This is a genomic window from Acinetobacter terrestris (assembly GCF_004331155.1).
Taxonomy (GTDB): Bacteria; Pseudomonadota; Gammaproteobacteria; order Pseudomonadales; family Moraxellaceae; genus Acinetobacter; species Acinetobacter terrestris.
Window position 1 is genome coordinate 1 of record NZ_SJNZ01000004.1, and the last position, 15299, is coordinate 15299.

The 15299-nt window shown below is 40.6% G+C and carries 15 protein-coding genes and 1 pseudogene; 10 read left to right on the plus strand and 6 right to left on the minus strand.

What is annotated here, in order from left to right; all coding sequences use genetic code 11:
- Window positions 1–77: 77 nt before the first annotated feature.
- The 3 genes from E0H81_RS03350 to E0H81_RS03360 all read right to left on the minus strand — a co-directional run bounded on the left by E0H81_RS03350 (window position 78) and on the right by E0H81_RS03360 (window position 4143).
- Complete coding sequence (locus tag E0H81_RS03350) at window positions 78–1724, minus strand: AMP-binding protein (RefSeq protein ID WP_131316508.1); 1647 nt, start codon at window positions 1722–1724, stop codon at window positions 78–80.
- Between the two features lie 252 nt (window positions 1725–1976).
- A complete protein-coding gene (locus tag E0H81_RS03355; protein ID WP_131316510.1) occupies window positions 1977–3113 on the minus strand; it encodes an acyl-CoA dehydrogenase family protein in 1137 nt (378 codons plus the stop codon).
- Between the two features lie 259 nt (window positions 3114–3372).
- Complete coding sequence (locus tag E0H81_RS03360) at window positions 3373–4143, minus strand: 3-hydroxyacyl-CoA dehydrogenase (RefSeq protein WP_131316512.1); 771 nt, start codon at window positions 4141–4143, stop codon at window positions 3373–3375.
- Between the two features lie 155 nt (window positions 4144–4298).
- Between E0H81_RS03360 and E0H81_RS03365 the strand changes: the two genes are divergently transcribed.
- Together E0H81_RS03365 and E0H81_RS03370 are read left to right on the plus strand one after the other, a co-directional pair.
- Window positions 4299–5321 (plus strand): AraC family transcriptional regulator, encoded by a 1023-nt coding sequence (locus E0H81_RS03365; protein WP_131316514.1) that lies wholly within the window; start codon window positions 4299–4301, stop codon window positions 5319–5321.
- Between the two features lie 204 nt (window positions 5322–5525).
- Window positions 5526–5879 (plus strand): hypothetical protein, encoded by a 354-nt coding sequence (locus E0H81_RS03370; RefSeq protein WP_131316516.1) that lies wholly within the window; start codon window positions 5526–5528, stop codon window positions 5877–5879.
- A gap of 96 nt (window positions 5880–5975) precedes the next feature.
- On the opposite strand, the gene E0H81_RS03375 is transcribed toward E0H81_RS03370, so the two are convergent.
- Window positions 5976–6593, minus strand: coding sequence for a TetR/AcrR family transcriptional regulator (locus E0H81_RS03375; RefSeq protein WP_131316518.1), 618 nt, complete (start codon window positions 6591–6593; stop codon window positions 5976–5978).
- Window positions 6594–6680: 87 nt separating this feature from the next.
- On the opposite strand from E0H81_RS03375, the gene E0H81_RS03380 reads away from it, so the two are divergent.
- The 3 genes and pseudogenes from E0H81_RS03380 to E0H81_RS03390 form a co-directional block, all read left to right on the plus strand.
- Window positions 6681–7892, plus strand: a complete 1212-nt coding sequence (locus E0H81_RS03380; protein WP_131316520.1) for a multidrug effflux MFS transporter — start codon at window positions 6681–6683, stop codon at window positions 7890–7892.
- 131 nt (window positions 7893–8023) lie between these two features.
- Entirely contained in the window at window positions 8024–8770 is a 747-nt protein-coding gene (locus E0H81_RS03385; protein ID WP_131316522.1) for an IS5 family transposase, read from the plus strand.
- 265 nt (window positions 8771–9035) lie between these two features.
- Window positions 9036–9288, plus strand: a pseudogene (locus E0H81_RS03390) (ABC transporter permease subunit); the annotation flags it as partial.
- 41 nt (window positions 9289–9329) lie between these two features.
- Here the strand turns inward: E0H81_RS03390 and prmC are convergent.
- Together prmC and prfA are read right to left on the minus strand one after the other, a co-directional pair.
- Window positions 9330–10148, minus strand: a complete 819-nt coding sequence (prmC, locus tag E0H81_RS03395; protein WP_131316524.1) for a peptide chain release factor N(5)-glutamine methyltransferase — start codon at window positions 10146–10148, stop codon at window positions 9330–9332.
- Entirely contained in the window at window positions 10149–11237 is a 1089-nt protein-coding gene (gene prfA, locus E0H81_RS03400) for a peptide chain release factor 1 (RefSeq protein ID WP_131316526.1), read from the minus strand.
- Between the two features lie 367 nt (window positions 11238–11604).
- Here prfA and E0H81_RS03405 point away from each other — a divergent pair, with 367 nt between their 5' ends.
- The 5 genes from E0H81_RS03405 (at window position 11605) to yiaA (ending at window position 15194) form a co-directional block, all read left to right on the plus strand.
- Window positions 11605–12036 carry a hypothetical protein gene (locus E0H81_RS03405; RefSeq protein WP_067866936.1) on the plus strand — a complete coding sequence of 144 codons (432 nt, stop codon included), beginning with the start codon at window positions 11605–11607 and terminating at the stop codon, window positions 12034–12036.
- Between the two features lie 193 nt (window positions 12037–12229).
- Entirely contained in the window at window positions 12230–12667 is a 438-nt protein-coding gene (locus E0H81_RS03410; RefSeq protein WP_131316528.1) for a hypothetical protein, read from the plus strand.
- A 182-nt stretch (window positions 12668–12849) separates the two neighbouring features.
- Window positions 12850–13365 carry a hypothetical protein gene (locus E0H81_RS03415; protein WP_131316530.1) on the plus strand — a complete coding sequence of 172 codons (516 nt, stop codon included), beginning with the start codon at window positions 12850–12852 and terminating at the stop codon, window positions 13363–13365.
- A 172-nt stretch (window positions 13366–13537) separates the two neighbouring features.
- Window positions 13538–14539, plus strand: a complete 1002-nt coding sequence (locus E0H81_RS03420) for an LLM class flavin-dependent oxidoreductase (protein WP_131316532.1) — start codon at window positions 13538–13540, stop codon at window positions 14537–14539.
- A 178-nt stretch (window positions 14540–14717) separates the two neighbouring features.
- Window positions 14718–15194: an inner membrane protein YiaA gene (gene yiaA, locus E0H81_RS03425; protein WP_131316534.1), complete on the plus strand. Its 477-nt coding sequence runs from the start codon at window positions 14718–14720 to the stop codon at window positions 15192–15194.
- Window positions 15195–15299 lie beyond the last annotated feature (105 nt).

Genomic DNA, 15299 nt, shown 5'->3' on the forward strand with positions numbered 1-15299 from the left:
AAAAAAAAACCGCCATTAATGGCGGTTTTTTTACTTCTACAGGATCTAGACTCTCAGTCAAAATAGGCAAAGTACAACTAGACTGCTTTTTGAATTCCCTGCATTTTGGCAATTTCCTGTTGCTTGAGTAAATTGCGCTGAATTTTGCCGCTGGAGGTTTTAGGTAAACCTTCTACAAATTCAATCTCCTTCGGATATGCATGTTTAGACAAACGTGAACGCACATATTCCTGAAGCTTACGATTTAACTCATCTGAAGCTGAAAATTTCGGTTTTAAGACCACAAAAGCTTTGACTACTTCAGTGCGCTCTGGATCTGGCTTACCAATCACTGCCGACTCCAAAACTTCTTCACATTCAAGCAACGTGCTTTCAACATCGAAAGGACCCACACGATAGCCTGACGTTGTAATGACATCGTCAGCACGTCCAATGAAATCTACCCCACCAAATTCATTTAACTTAACCGTATCACCGGTTAGATAGTATTTGCCAACGAAAGATTTAAGGTTATTCCCGCCATAACCTTTAAACCAGCTTAAAGGTGACTGAGAAAAGTCGATGGCAAGTGTTCCAATGCCGCCTTTTTCGACTTCTTCATTGTTGTGATTCAATACCGCAAAACGATGGCCTGGGTTGGCAAAACCGGCTGAACCAACTTTCTTTTCATGTTCCAAAGCATGATGATTGGCAATCACCATCCCCAGTTCAGTTTGTCCATATTGATCATAAATATTCACATTTAAATCATGGTTAAACCAGTGAATCACTTCTGGGGTTAAAGGCTCACCCGCACTACTTACTGCTCGCAAATGCGCTTTAATGGATGGATCAAATTTTTCTTTAAATCCAAAGAACATACGGAATGCTGTCGGTGAACCGGTTAAATTGCTGACTTTATATTTCTGGATCACTTGCACGGCGTTATCAACACTAAATGCACGCTCATCCATAATGATGCTATGACCTAAACTTAAAGGTCCGGTAATACCGTAATACAAACCATATGCCCAACCCGGATCGGCCAGATTCCAGAAAGAATCTTCTTCACGCAAATCTACGGCATGGGTCATATAACCTTTAAATGCCAACACCGCCTTTAAAGGCACAGGAACTGATTTTGCCAAACCTGTTGTTCCTGAGGTAAACATCATCAGGAAATCATCTTCAAAAGTTTGCATTACCGGTTCAAAAGATTCTGACTGCTGGCTCAGTTCTGTCCAGAAATCATCATCTTGATGACTCAATGTAGTGGTTTGATGCACGGTTAAAATATGCGGTACAGCTACACCATTCAGTTTTGGACGCTGTTCTTCATTGGTCACAATAAATTGGGTTTTGGCTGTATTCACACGATGTTCAATCGCTTTCGACTCAAATGCGGTAAATAAAGGCTGATAAATTGCGCCCATACGCCATGTCGCTAAAATGGTAATCAGCAATTCAGGCGTACGTGGCAATAAACCGGCTACACAGTCACCCGCTTTTAAGCCACGCGAAGTAAAGTAATTTGCCAATTTTCCAGAAGCGTCTGCCAGTTGTTCAAATGTCCACTGTGCAGATTCGCCATTTTTGCCTTCCCAGATTAATGCTGTTTTATTTAAACCGAGATAACGCTCGCAACATTCGACATAGGCATTGACTGCCTGAGATGTACCGACCAGTTGTTCCGCAAGATAATGATCGTAATTAAACTCTTGATATGCTTGTTCTAATGTCTTCATAGCGACAACCTCTCATCCGTTATTTTATGAACAAAGCTCCTGCCTTGTTTAATCCATTTTGCTTATTGTTCTCACCCTAAAAATGCCAAAACTCATTCAACATTTTTAAGCTTTTTACTTCACTATTTACTTAAATAACTTACTTTAGATAATCATGAATGGGAGCATCCTGCAATTTCCGAATCCATCAAAAAATGTGCAGGATTTGAGCAACGACTAAAGTCTAAAATTTAATCACCAATCAATCGTGATTTAGATTTTAGTCACTTCCCGGGCAATGACTAAACGCTGAATGTCTGATGCACCTTCATAAATCTGGCTGACCCGTACATCGCGGTAAATTCGCTCTACCGGGAAATCAGACACATAGCCATAACCGCCATGAATCTGAATGGCATCTGAACAGACGCGTTCTGCCATAGTGGATGCAAACAGTTTTGCCATTGAGGCTTCTTTTAAACACGGTAATCCTGCATCTTTTAAAGTTGCCGCGTGGAAAATCAGCTGACGCGCAGCTTCAATCTGGGTGGCCATATCCGCCAGACGGAATGCCACTGCCTGATGTTGAACAATCTCTACGCCAAAAGCTTTACGTTCGTTGGCATATTCCACCGCAGCATCCAAAGCAGCTCGAGCCATCCCTACAGATTGTGCAGCAATGCCAATTCGACCAGATTCCAGGTTGGATAATGCAATTTTGTAGCCTTCACCTTCCTTGCCTAATAAATTTTCGGCAGGAATGCGGCAATTTTCAAATATGATGGTTGCAGTGTCTGAACAATGTTGTCCCATTTTTTCTTCTAGACGCGAAACAATATAACCTTCTGTTTCTGTTGGTACGATGAAACAGGAAATGCCTTTTTTCCCTGCAGCTTTATCCGTCACGGCAAAGACAATCGCCACTTGGGCATGTTTACCGGTGGTAATGAATTGTTTGGTGCCATTCAATACCCAAGAGTCACCATCACGTTCTGCCTTGCATTCAAGTGCGCCTGCATCTGAACCCGCTTGTGGCTCGGTTAAGCAGAAACATCCTAACCATTCACCTGTGGCTAGTTTGGTTAAATATTTTTGTTTTTGTTCTTCTGTTCCGTAGCGTTGGGTAATTCCACACGGCAACGAGTTTTGAACACTCACTATAGTAGAAATCGCACCATCACCTGCAGCAATTTCCTCTAAAGCTGCCACGAGGGATACATAATCCAGACCTGCTCCGCCCCATTGTTCTGACACGGTCATACCTAAAGCGCCAAGCTCACCGAGTTCTTTTAATTCTTGTGCAGGAAATCTGGCAGTCTTGTCCCGTTCTGCTGCGGTTGGTTTCAGCTTGTTTTGTGAATAGTTGCGCAACATGTCCTGAACCATTTTTTGTTCATCATTTAGAATCATTGAACTTCCCTTTTCTTTAAATTTATAAATTGCGGTTTGAATACGAGAATATTAATAAGTCATTGCTATCGCGCAGGGCGACATGGATGTCGCCCGCTGGACTGAGATATACGGATGTATCTTCAGTCCAGCAAAGGATTTTTGTTCCTTTTGATCCTTCAAAAGGAAGGCAATACCTACGCAACCACAATTAAATGAAGATCAAAATTTGAGGTTATGAGCAAGGTAGTGCTTCCATTTTGTTTTCATATTTGCTGTTTTATCTAGGTGCCATACGAATTGCACCATCCAAACGAATCACTTCACCATTCAAATAAGCATTTTCAAAAATATGCCCCACCAACTGTGCAAACTCTTCCGGTTTGGCTAAACGTGGTGGAAACGGTACCATTTGCCCTAACGCATCCTGTACATTTTGTGGCATGCCTTTAAGCATAGGTGTTTCCATAATGCCGGGTGCGATGGTCATCACACGAATAGCTTCACGTGCAAGTTCACGTGCCAAAGGTAAAGTCATGGCAACCACGGCACCTTTTGATGCTGCATAAGCGGACTGACCAATCTGGCCATCAAAGGCAGCAACAGAAGCAGTATTCACAATTACACCGCGCTCTTCTTCACCTGCTTGTAATTGATATTTCGCTATCAAATTTGCGGCAAAACGAATCATGTTGAATGTACCGTTGACATTAATATTCAACACTTTCTGGAACATGGCAAAATCATGCATGCCATCACGTCCAAGCACTTTGGCAGAAGGTGCAATACCTGCACAATTGACCAAACCATTTAACTGGCCATACTCTTGCTCGATATTGTCAAAAAATACTTTTACTGCGTGCTCATCTGTCACGTCCAGTTTTACAAATACTGACTGCTCGCCTAAACGCTGCTGCATTTCCTGGCCTAGCTCTTGATTCATATCGACCATGAGCACTTTTGCGCCTTGACCGATCAAATAAGTTGCTGTTGCTGCACCTAATCCTGATGCACCACCTGTTACAACAAACACTTTTCCTTGAACTTTCATTTTATTTTCCTGTCAATTCTTTGCATGAACACTCGACTTAAGATGCAGAGTAAATGCAGTTAAGCTAGAGTACAATTTCCAAATAATGCATCCTGAATGATGGATTCGGACAGTCCAATCTATCGCACAAATGAACTGAACATGGACATCAGTACATGAATGAACCAGATTTAAACTATAGCAAAGGAACCATCTCGATCAGTCTGGTGCATGAAGCACTGCTGTCTGCGCAGCATCAAGGATTGAACACACAGAATATCCTGCTTAAATCCGGCATTCCTGTTGAGTTAATGCAATCCGGTAAAGCACGTGTTTCCGTTTCACAATACGCTCAGCTTTGGACTGACCTGGCAGATGCCATGAATGACGAATTCTTTGGTATGGACAGCCATCCAATGCGTCGTGGCAGTTTTAAACTGCTATCAAAATCCGTCATGCATGCAGAAACACTGGAGAAAGCAGTTCAGCAGATTTTGCAGTTTTTGAATCTGGTTCTGGATGATTTTGTGAGCCAGTTATTTGTGCAGGAAAACTACGCTTATATCGTGATTTACGAGCAAAAGCAGACCAAAAGAATGTTTAGCTATGCCACCTACTTAATGCTGATTCATGGCTTGATGTGCTGGTTAAGCGGGCAAAGAGTTCTACTCAAGCAGATTCAGCTCAAATGCGATGCTCCGCTGGATGATCAGGACTATAAAGTCCGGTTTTGTGAAAACATTCAATACAATAGTAGTGAAAACTATATCCAGTTCGATGCCAATTATTTAAAAATCCAGATCAAGCAAGATCAGCAATCTTGGTATCGGTTTATTCAGCAAACGCCACACAATCTATTGGTGCGCTTTAAAAATCCAAATGCCATTAGCTCTCAAATACGCAAACATTTAATGAATGTTCCCCCTGCTGAATGGCTGGAACTGAATGAAATTGCCCAGCGTTTAAATATGTCGGATGCCACCATTCAAAGACGCTTAAAAAGTGAAGGTGTCAGCTATCAGCAATTAAAAAATGATATCCGACGTGATACCGCGATTGAATTTCTCACCAAAACAGACAAGACCCTGCAAGACATTAGTGATGAATTGAGCTTTCATGATCCCAGTGCATTTCATCGTGCTTTCAAGAAATGGACAGGTGTCAGTCCGGGTGCTTATCGTCAGCTTAAAGAGCAGTAAGTGACTTATATTTGAGCAGACTAAAAATATTATTTAATAATGTTTAGGATTTTCATTGGCTTAAAAAATTGATGTTTCATTCATCGAAAGATGTTTGCATAAAGTTCCAAAATAGGTTATTTTTCACTCAATTTAAAAGCATAGTTTTATGCTTAACCTGCTGTTCTCCTCCCCGTGGAATCACCTTAAATTAAAGGTTCTGACATGCTTAAGATGATTGATGTACTAGAGCAAAGTTTAGTGCAAAATTTTACTCATTCTCTCAACACTCACACGTCTCAATTTGACGAGTTATTCAATCAAGGTATTTTAAATGCTTCTGATTCAGCACTTCAAAAGGCTGTCGTCAGCTTTTTCAATCGTGCAGATGCCATTGAGTCAGCTCAGGCACTGGATATCAGCGCTGACCGTATTCAAGCCTTACAAACAGGCACAGCTTTAAAAGACGATCAATATCTTGCAGATACTGCAAAAATTGTGGCGCTTTGTTTAGCTCTTGAAACTGATGCACTCACACAACTAGAAATATCAGATTGTTTACAAGATTTCCCGGTATAAATCTGAAACAAATTAAAAAAAGCGACTCCAATGAGTCGCTTTTTCTTTGGGTAAATTTGATCTATTTTTAATACACATCAACACAATATTTCTTTTTTATTCATTCGCTTGAAACATGGCATTGACTACCAGCTCTATTTTTTGCTGAATCGGTACTAAATCAATCAGGGTATTTTGAGCGCCCATCAAGGCATCAATCAATAACTTGCCAATCACTGCCCCAAAGAGCATATCTGCCAGCAAACCCGCTTCTAGTTGCACTTTATGCTGTGCATCTGGAATACGCTGAATCGAGTCAATCAAACTTTGCCGGCTATTTGCAATACCCATTTGATAAAATGTTTCAGCCATCCCCTCCAAACCATAGTTTTCGGCAATCGCTAAACGGCATAATTTCAAATGCCGTTCAGACAACACATATTCAGCAATCATGTTGAGATGCTGTTTCAAGGCATGAATATGATTATCTTCATTTTTAAAATCAACAGTCTGTTCCGACCACAGATATGAAGATGAGATCAGTGAATTGAGTAATTCTCTTTTATCGGCAAAATGCACATATAAGGTCTTTTTTGACATTCCTGTTGCAGTCGCAATTTCAGCCATCGTCACATTTGCAAAACCCTTTTCACCAAAGAGTTTTTCTGCAGCAGCATAAATTTCTTTACACCGATCTTCTACTGGCATCACCAATGGCCGACCAATTTTCGTCATTTGACTCACTCATCAGGTTTTCTTGACTTAGGAAACTCATTGGTTTCTAATATATGCCTTGCAAAAAAGATCGCATCTTAGGCACTCATGACTTCTTCTACAAATCGTACCACACCGCTGCTCATTGCGGCACTCAGTACTATTGGTCCGCTCGGGATTGATATGTATTTACCCAGTATTCCTGCTATGGCCGCATCGTTGAATTGTACAGAAGGTGCGATTCAGCTCAGTTTAATGACTTTTTTCTTGGGCTTGATGTTTGGTCAGCTATTTTATGGCCCATTGTCAGATAAATTTGGTCGTAAACCGATGATTTATCTGGGTCTAAGTATCTTTGTTTTAGGCTCGATCGGTTGTGCATTTGCAGAATCAGTCATGCAATTACACTTTTTACGCTTGATCCAGGGTCTGGGTGGTTCAATTGGGATGGTGATTGCCTTTGCCATAATTAAAGACCTGTATCAAGGTCCGATGATGGGCAAAATGATGTCAATGGTTTTGGCGATTCTAGGCCTCTCTCCAGTACTGGCTCCACTGATTGGTAATGGCTTGCAGCATTTAGAATCATGGCGTGCTATTTTCATCTTTTTAGCGGTTTATGCTGCAATTGTTTTCATTGCATGTGCCAGCTTATTGCCAGAAACGCGTTCTAAACAACACAGTGCTTCATTCAAACTTTCTAAAACTTTCCATCATTATTTTAAAATTTATTTTGATCGAAAATTTATCGTTTATGCACTGACTCTGTGCATTGCACAAGCCGGTTTCTTTGCATATTTAGCAGGTTCTGCAAGCGTTTTCATTACTGAATACAAACTCACTGCAACACAATTTAGTGTGTTATTTGCCATCAATGCTTTAGGATTGGTTGCCGCAGCCATTTTCAATCCTAAATTGCATCAAAAATTTGGCGCGTTAAAAACATATCGTCTAGTCAATACGGCTTACTTCATTGTGATTGGTTTACTGTTTAGCTTGCTTTGCATGGGCTATCACAATTTGTATATTGTATGCGCTGGACTGTTTATTGCCGTGACCTTACTTGGCTTTATTATGCCTACAGGCAGCCAGCTTGCGTTAATGCATCAGCATGAACATACAGGAACAGCTTCTGCGCTCCTTGGTTCGATGCAGTTCGGTACAGGTGCGGTTGTTTCTGCAATCACTGGAGCTTTAGCCGTTTGGGGTGGTTTAGGGCTGATTCTGGTTATTTTTGTCTGTGCACTGGTTTCAGCACTGATGTGCAATACCTTATTTGAAAAACAAGATGCAGATTTACAGCAGCCTTCATTTAAATAGTCTTTTATTTAAATTGTCTATGATTTAAATCGTGTTTTGCTTAAAGAAATGACTAGGGTCTGTTGACATTTACTGTATAAAAAATAGCGAGATAGTAAAATCAAATCGCCAAACCTAATTCTACTCTCGCTATGCCTCGTACAATGCTGAAGGATCAACACTGGTCTAAGTTACTTTCCATTTTCCGTCACTTTAATATTTATCTCAAATCAAATTTAAGAAATTTCATTGAAGCTATTTTATTTCGTATTAGAACTGGCTGCCCTTGGCGAGATCTACCTTTGCAATTTGGCAAACCAAACTCCATTTTTAAAAAATATAATCGATGGTCTAAAAACAGTAAATTCATGAATATATTTAAATTATTTAGCAAACATGCTGATAAAGAATGGATTTTTATTGATGGTAGTCACGTAAGAGCTCATCAACATGCTGCTGGAATTAAGAATCAAGAGATAACTAAAAGTATTGGTGGCAATAGCTCCAAAATTCATTTAGCTATTGATTCTGATGGCAATCCCATTGAATTTATTATTTCTGATGGAACTTCTCACGATATTAAAATTGCACCAGCTCTTTTATCTAAACTGGATTTAACTGAATCAGAAATATTATGTGCTGATAAAGGATATGATTCAGACAATTTCAGGAATCAAATTGAATCAACAAAAACAAAGCCCAATATTCCAAGAAAATCGAACACTAAGTCTACCAATGAGCACATGGACTGGTATCTTTATAAAATCAGGCATTTAGTTGAAAATGCATTTTGTAGGCTCAAGCAATTTAGAGGAATTGCTACCCGATATGACAAGTTAAAGCGTAATTATCAAAGTGCTGTTGCTCTTGCTTGTATTTTTATATGGTTGCCACTTTAGAACAATTTATGCACTACAAATGTCAACACACCCTATTTAAATGTGCAATAAAAATGCCGGCAAAAGTCGGCATTTTTTATCACTTCATATACTCGTAATTACATAATAATTACAATGAAATTTCATTGTATAACCATCATTCTAAAGTATCTTTTATTTTACTTTTATTCATGCCGATGCAAGTTTTTAATAGATACTTATAAATATAGAAGAACATAAATTAAAATCAATAGAATTCAAAAGCTTAAAACATAAAAATCAACATATCTCGTTGCCTGCCGCTTCACCCGGTATTTTAACCGGTTTACGCAACAGTTTAAGCTTGGCCTGAATGTTTATGATTGCCGCCGAACTGATTGCCGCAACCCAAGGAATTGGCTATTTACTCAGTGATGGACGGGAAACATCTCGACCTGACATTGTGATTATTGCAATTATATTATTGGCGATTTTAGGAAAAATAACCGATAGTTTAATGAAACTGGCTGTTACGCTGGCGAGATGTAGTCAAAAAATAAAGCGCTAAAAAGCGCTTTATTTTTAAACCAATTACTTCCAGTTATTTGGAACAACCGATCGTTACACGGTTATTGCCACCGTAATCCTTGATAGTTTGAATATCTTTATAACCATATTTTTTAAACAGCTGATACACCACACCGGCTTGATCATAGCCATGCTCAAGTGCAATCCAGCCATTGGCGGTTAACCACTTTTTACCATTTTGAATAATAAATTCAATATCAGCCAGACCATTATTGCCCGCAACCAAAGCACGTCTAGGCTCTGCCGCCAAACCTTTAATGTGTTTATCCTGAGGATCAATATAGGGCGGGTTCGATACAATCACATCAAAGAACTGATTTTTTTCTAGCGCTTTAAACCAACTGCCACATGAAAATTTCACATGATTCAAATCATGCTTATCCGCATTAAATTTCGCAACTTCTAAGGTTGGCGCATAAATATCCGTTGCAGTGACTTGCCATTCAGGACGTTCACTGGCAAGTGATAAAGCAATTGCACCCGTTCCCGTACCCAAATCAACGACACGCGCATCTTCAGGCAAGTCCAAATGTAAAACCGACTCTACCAGAACTTCAGTATCTGGACGCGGCACCAAAGTATCTTTGGTGACTTTTAAATCTAGCGTCCAAAATGGCTGTGAACCTGTGACATAGGCCAAAGGTTCGCCATCTTCTATTCGATTTAAACCATCGATATAGGCATCTTCTTGCTCAGCGGTCAGTTGCTGATCCTTTTTCATCACCAAATCAAAAGAATCAATTTTGGTAATATGTTCGAGTAACCAAGCATTTTCTTGGCGCTCATAACTTTCTGCTTCACCACGTAAGGCCAAAGCCTGTGCAATATTCAATTAACCACCATTCTGTTGTGCAAGCATTGCCAGCTGATCTGCCTGATATTCACGATGTAAGCTGTCGAGCAATTCGGTTAAATCACCTTCCATCACGGCATCTAACTTATATAAAGTTAAGTTAATACGGTGATCGGTCATCCGGCCTTGCGGATAGTTATAGGTACGAATACGTTCCGAACGGTCACCTGAACCGACCAAGTCACGGCGCATTTCCGAAGTTGCAGCATCGGCAGCGGCACGTTTGGCATTTTCCAGACGTGAAACCAGTAAAGCCATGGCTTTGGCTTTGTTTTTATGCTGTGAACGTTCGTCCTGACATTCCACCACTGTTCCAGTTGGAAGATGGGTAATACGTACCGCAGAATCAGTTTTATTAATGTGCTGACCACCCGCACCCGATGCACGGTAAGTATCAATACGCAGTTCAGATGAATTGATTTCAACTGAAGTATCGACATCCACTTCTGGAAGAATCGCTACCGTACATGCAGAGGTATGTACGCGGCCTTGAGATTCGGTTGCGGGTACACGTTGCACACGGTGCGCACCACTTTCAAATTTCAGGCGACCATACACCCCTTCACCATTAATCAGGCAAATGACTTCTTTATAGCCGCCATGCTCGCCTTCATTCTCGGACAGGATTTCGAGTTTCCAGCCTTGAGTTTCAGCGAACTTACTGTACATGCGATATAAATCACCCGAGAAAATCGCAGCTTCATCCCCTCCGGTTCCGGCACGAATCTCCAGATAGGCAGAGTTAGCATCATTCGGATCTTTCGGAATCATCAGAATATTTAAGTCTGCTTCAAGAGATGCAATCAGCGCCTTATTTTCTTGAATTTCTTCCTGCGCCATTTCCTTAAAGTCAGGATCGGACAACATGGCTTCAGCAGTCTCAATATCTTTTTCAGCTTGGGTGTACTTTTTCCAAACTTCAGTGATTTCGCTTAAGTCACTATGTTCACGCGAAAGTTGACGAAAGCGTTTGTTGTCAGAAATGACTTCTATATCCGCAAGTAATGCGTTTAATTCTTCATGACGGTCAGAAAGTTGATCTAATCGTAAACGTAACGATTCTTTCATTTTGCAAAATATCTCAATACAACGGCTATCTCCATGCCTTATATGACATAGATCAGCTCAAAAAAATTGAGCCTAGTGTAACGATTCTAAGGTTTAAATGACATAGATATTGTTGAGACAAGCCAGCTTATCCACAAGGATTTTCTAAAAATAGGATTGAAATGACTTTTGGTTTTATTCTCATTTCAGTCATAAATACATATTTCAGGGTGATTTCTCCACATTGTTAATATAACTTTACAAAGTAGACACTAAACGCCACAACTCTGTTTACTCCTCTCCATATTTATCTAAATTATTTTTGTTACATTTGCTCCATCGAAATAACTTAATTAGAACGTCCGCTTTTTGGGACATGGAGTTCACTATGAAACTGAATACATTATTATTAAGTGCAACATTAGCTGCATCATCAATGATGGCAGTCAATGCTCATGCCGACAATTCAACTCGTATTGCTGCAACTTCTGCTTTAGGTAGTGTGGCGGGTACTGCCCTTGGTAAGCAAATGGGTGGTAATACTGGCGCAATGATCGGTTCTGCAATTGGTGGCGCTGGCGGTGCCGCTGTTTCTGCTGATCGACGTAATCGTACCGGTGCTGCCATCGGTGGTGGTCTAGGCGGCGTAGGTGGTTATACTGTAGGTAAAAGCATGGGCGGAACAACTGGCGGTTATGTTGGTTCAGCTTTAGGTGCTGCCGGTGGTTCAGTTCTGGGTAAAAAAGTATCAGAAGACCGTCGTGCCGACCAACGTTCTTACAAAAAACATTCTAAAAAATACCGTCGTAGCCATCGTTAATTCACCACCGTTCGGCTGAACATTAAAAGCACCTTCGGGTGCTTTTTTTTGCACCCTCTTTAAGACTTGTTAATTATGGATAAATTCGGCAGATAAAAACTACAAAGCTTTAACAACTCATCCATCTTCATTTCCATATTTTTTATTACATTTAACTCAAGAGATAACAAATAGATTCCAACTGGAGTTCACCATGAAATTTAATTCAATTTTATTTGCTACAGTCATTACAACTTCTGCCATTGCAACCACAGCAACTCATGCAGGCAATACCACCAATGTCGCTTTAACTTCTGCGCTTGGTAGTGTTGTAGGTACAGCAGTGGGTAAACAAATGGGTGGTAACACTGGCGCAATGATTGGTTCTGCACTTGGTGGTGCTGGTGGTGCTGCTGTTTCAGCAAATAAGCGTGACCGTACTGGCGCTGCAATCGGTGGTGGTTTAGGTGGTGTTGGTGGTTACACTGTGGGTAAAAGTATTGGCGGTACAAATGGCGGCTATATCGGTTCGGCTTTAGGCGCTGCTGGTGGTTCAGTACTGGGTAAAAAAGTCAGCGAAGATCGCCGTTATGATGACCGTACAGACCGCCGTTATAATAGCTATAACAACCGTCGCTACAACCGCCGTTAAGATTCAGATTCTAATTTTTAAAGCACCTTCGGGTGCTTTTTTCTTTTTAACCATGATGATTGATTATGAATAAATCTGGCAGAAAAAAAATACAAATAATGAACAACTCATTCATTTTCATTGCTACATCTTTTATTACATTTGACACAAGAGATAACAAAAGCTTCAAAAAGGAGTTTACCATGAAATTTAATTCAATCATTCTAGCTGCTGTAGTAGCGACATCTGCTTTAACAATGACTACAGCCAATGCAGGTAATGCAACAAATACAGCCTTGACCTCTGCCTTAGGGGGCGTCGTGGGCGCCGCAGTCGGTAAACAAATGGGCGGCACCACAGGTGCAATGATTGGTTCCGCTATTGGTGGCGGTGCAGGTGCTGGTGTTGCTGCAAACAAACGTGATCGTACTGGCGCTGTGATTGGCGGTGCTTTAGGTGGTGCTGGTGGTTATACCGTAGGTAAAAACATGGGGGGTACTAATGGTGGTTATATTGGTGCCGGCTTAGGTTCTGCAGGTGGTGCATTGCTGGGCAAAAAAGTAAGTGAAGACCGCCGTGATGATGACCGATACGATCGTGACTACTCTGATCGTGATGAGCGTCGCTATAATGACCGCTATGACCGTCGTAGCAGTAAGTATCGTTACAGTGACCGCCATGACAATGGCCGTCATGTGGGCTGGAACAAACGTCGTTAATTCTAAAGATTTAATTTAAAGCACCTTCGGGTGCTTTTTTTATATATGTATTTTATATAGGTACTGCAATTACTTAATTCATACTCATCATTTCAATATATCGAAAAAAAACGATATACAAATTCAATCAGTCATCGTATGCTTTTCTTAGATTCCACATTTGAGAAAACCAATGCGTTCATTAAAAGACATCCAATTTGCAATACTTGAACTTGCACCCGTCCGTGATGATAAAAGCATTCAATTTTCACTGCATCATGCTTTGGAAGTGGCACAAAAGGCCGAGCGATTAGGCTACAAACGTCTATGGCTGGCAGAACATCACAATATGGACGGCATTGCCAGTTCAGCAACTGCAGTGTTACTGGGTTATATTCTTGCCAACACGCATACCTTAAAAGTCGGTTCCGGTGGCATCATGCTGCCCAATCATGCACCACTGGTCGTTGCAGAACAATTTGGTACTTTGGCCACTCTTTATCCGAATCGTGTGGAATTGGGTCTTGGCCGAGCACCTGGAACAGATCAGGTCACAATGCGTGCTTTACGTCGTGGTCGCCAGGAAACTGAAGACCAGTTCCCACAAGACGTACTGGAAATTCTGCAATACTTCAAAGAACCTGCACCGCATCAACGTATTGTCGCGACTCCAGGTCAAAACACGCATGTTCCGGTTTGGCTTTTAGGTTCAAGTTTATTTAGCGCGCAACTGGCAGCTAAATTGGGACTTCCCTACTCCTTTGCTTCACATTTTGCGCCGCGCATGCTGGATCAAGCGATCAAGCTGTATAGAGAAAACTTTGAACCTTCTGAATATCTGGATCGCCCTTATGTTTCTATGGGTGTACCAACTGTAATCGCTCAGACAGATGAAGAAGCTGAATATCTGGCGACCAGTGCCTATCAACGCGTACTGGGCTTAATGCGTGGACAAAGCTTGAAACTCAAAGCTCCTGTTGAAACCATGGAAGGCATTTGGTCACCTGCAGAAAAAATGTCAGTCGATAACTTCTATGCGATGGGACAAGTTGGTTCAGCAGAAACCGTTAAAGCCGGTTTAGAAAAATTGCTGGAAAAATACAATGTTGATGAGTTCATTTTCACCTGTGATATTTACGATACAGATAAACGTATTCAGAACTTTGAATTATTAATGGATATCAAGAACTCCTGATCCTTTTAAAATTCCCAATAGCACCTGTATAGGTGCTATTTTTTTATCTCAAATGCCCATTCAGCGGATCATCTCATCGATTTTATGCTGATTCGATTGGACAACATATGTGATCTTGTTTAGTTTAGACATAATAGATGTATAAAAAACAATCAAATACAAAAAAATGGAAAATAGAATGAATCAATATATCAATAAACCTAGCTCTGCATTTATTGCTGTAAGTTGGGTGGCACTGATCACAGGTGCAGCAGCATATATCATCGGCTTATTTAACGCGTCCATGTTACTGAATGAAAAAGGCTATTATTTAATCCTGATTTTATATGGCTTATTTGCAGCAGTTTCTTTGCAAAAAATTGTCCGGGACAAACTCGAAGGCATTCAAGTGACTGCAATTTATTTTGGGCTTTGCTGGGCATCTATCATTATCTGTATTGCTTTACTTGCCATTGGCTTATGGAATGCTTCACTTGAATTAAGTGAAAAAGGATTTTATATCATGGCATTTTTACTGAGTTTATTTGGCGCAGTTGCGGTACAGAAAAATATTCGCGATTTAGACTATCTCAGAACACATACCCAGCCACCAAGTATCCCTCATTACGCCAACACACCATTTCAAGCTATAGAACAAGATGAGGAAAAAAACTAAGCTTTTATAAGCATCCTAAAAAAACCAAGACTTGTCCCTTCATGGCAAGTCTTTATTTTTCATGAAAGCACAAATAAAAAAATATGAAGATCAAGCACAAGAGAA

What these genes read in the sequence shown, in the direction of transcription:
- E0H81_RS03375 (WP_131316518.1), bottom strand. Translation starts at nt 6,593, where the DNA reads ATGACGAAAATTGGTCGGCCATTGGTGATGCCAGTAGAAGATCGGTGT.
- E0H81_RS03405 (WP_067866936.1), top strand. Translation starts at nt 11,605, where the DNA reads ATGAAACTGAATACATTATTATTAAGTGCAACATTAGCTGCATCATCA.
- E0H81_RS03370 (WP_131316516.1), top strand. Translation starts at nt 5,526, where the DNA reads ATGCTTAAGATGATTGATGTACTAGAGCAAAGTTTAGTGCAAAATTTT.
- yiaA (WP_131316534.1), top strand. Translation starts at nt 14,718, where the DNA reads ATGAATCAATATATCAATAAACCTAGCTCTGCATTTATTGCTGTAAGT.
- E0H81_RS03410 (WP_131316528.1), top strand. Translation starts at nt 12,230, where the DNA reads ATGAAATTTAATTCAATTTTATTTGCTACAGTCATTACAACTTCTGCC.
- E0H81_RS03415 (WP_131316530.1), top strand. Translation starts at nt 12,850, where the DNA reads ATGAAATTTAATTCAATCATTCTAGCTGCTGTAGTAGCGACATCTGCT.
- E0H81_RS03350 (WP_131316508.1), bottom strand. Translation starts at nt 1,724, where the DNA reads ATGAAGACATTAGAACAAGCATATCAAGAGTTTAATTACGATCATTAT.
- E0H81_RS03360 (WP_131316512.1), bottom strand. Translation starts at nt 4,143, where the DNA reads ATGAAAGTTCAAGGAAAAGTGTTTGTTGTAACAGGTGGTGCATCAGGA.
- prfA (WP_131316526.1), bottom strand. Translation starts at nt 11,237, where the DNA reads ATGAAAGAATCGTTACGTTTACGATTAGATCAACTTTCTGACCGTCAT.
- E0H81_RS03365 (WP_131316514.1), top strand. Translation starts at nt 4,299, where the DNA reads ATGAATGAACCAGATTTAAACTATAGCAAAGGAACCATCTCGATCAGT.
- E0H81_RS03355 (WP_131316510.1), bottom strand. Translation starts at nt 3,113, where the DNA reads ATGATTCTAAATGATGAACAAAAAATGGTTCAGGACATGTTGCGCAAC.
- E0H81_RS03420 (WP_131316532.1), top strand. Translation starts at nt 13,538, where the DNA reads ATGCGTTCATTAAAAGACATCCAATTTGCAATACTTGAACTTGCACCC.
- E0H81_RS03380 (WP_131316520.1), top strand. Translation starts at nt 6,681, where the DNA reads ATGACTTCTTCTACAAATCGTACCACACCGCTGCTCATTGCGGCACTC.
- E0H81_RS03385 (WP_131316522.1), top strand. Translation starts at nt 8,024, where the DNA reads ATGCCTCGTACAATGCTGAAGGATCAACACTGGTCTAAGTTACTTTCC.